Origin of the sequence: Roseburia zhanii, assembly GCF_014287635.1 — a bacterium.
Lineage (GTDB): Bacteria > Bacillota > Clostridia > Lachnospirales > Lachnospiraceae > Roseburia_B > Roseburia_B zhanii.
In genome coordinates this window covers 1-1,210 of the sequence record NZ_JACOPH010000066.1, presented here as the reverse complement: position 1 = coordinate 1,210, position 1,210 = coordinate 1, and the positions used below count along the sequence as shown (strand labels likewise).

Genomic DNA, 1,210 nt, shown 5'->3' with positions numbered 1-1,210 from the left:
TGGGTAGATGCACGGCGGGAGGATATCTTAGATGCTCCTTATTTCCATGTGGTTTTTACAGTTCCAGAAGAACTCAATCCCATTATCTACAGCAACCAGAAATTCTTATACACTGCTCTTTATCATGCGGCTTCAGATACTCTCAGTGAACTTGCTGCTGACAGTAAATATCTTGGGACTGATATCGGCTATATCTGTATCCTCCATACATGGGGAAGCACCATGAATTTTCATCCTCATATCCATGCGATTGTTCTTGGTGGAGGGCTGGATGTGAAAAATCATTGGAAAGACAACGGGAAAGATTTTTTCTTCCGATTAAGGTGATCTCCAAAACATTTCGTGGAAAATATATGGCTGAACTTAAGCAACTTTGGGAAAATGACAGGCTTGAATTTCATGGATCGGCTGCACCTTACAAAAACTACTATACTTTCAAGGAATTGTTAAATACCTGCTATGCAAAGGAATGGATTCCTTATTGCAAGAAACCATTTGACGGTGCCGAATCTGTCATCAGATACCTTGGAAAATACACCCACCGGATTGCTGTCAGCAACTACCGTATCAAAGACATGACAGAATCTACAGTTACATTTTCCGCTAAAGATTACAAAAACCAAGGGCTTTGGAAAGAGATCACCATATCCGGTGAGGAATTTATCCGTCGATTTTTAATGCATGTTCCTCCAAAACGTTTTGTACGTATCAGGTACTATGGTCTTCTTTCATCCAGAAATAAGAAGAAAAAGATTACCCTATGCAGAAACATCCTTGGTTGCAAAAAATATATTTCCAAGCTGAAAGATATGGATGCACCTGCCATTATCCGTCTTCTTTATAATAAAGATATATGCAAGTGCTCTTCCTGTGGTGGTAAGATTATTCCTCTGCCTACAGAACAACATTTTATAAAACCAAAACCACATATGCTCTGTTAACGTATCATAACTGTATATTTTTTTAGCTTCCTTAGGGAGGCTTATTTCTGGTGTCATAATACAGGACTGAATTATAAATTCTATGTGTTTCTATGTGTACACGCTATCCTATTATAAATAGAGTGTCAGAATTAAAAGTCCATATAGAGTTGACGCGCTTTGTTCAACCAGAAAAAATCGAAATTGATGCAAACGAAAGGGCAGTTAATGAAAAGTCTCAATACTGCTTTTTCGTTTGCACCACCTTCGATTCTTTCCTTAACGATTTG

1 pseudogene is annotated in these 1,210 nt (G+C 38.1%); it reads left to right on the top strand.

Going from position 1 to position 1,210, the window contains the following annotated elements:
• Window positions 1–941, top strand: a pseudogene (locus tag H8S17_RS16110) (IS91 family transposase); the annotation flags it as partial.
• Between the last annotated feature and the right edge of the window lie 269 nt (window positions 942–1,210).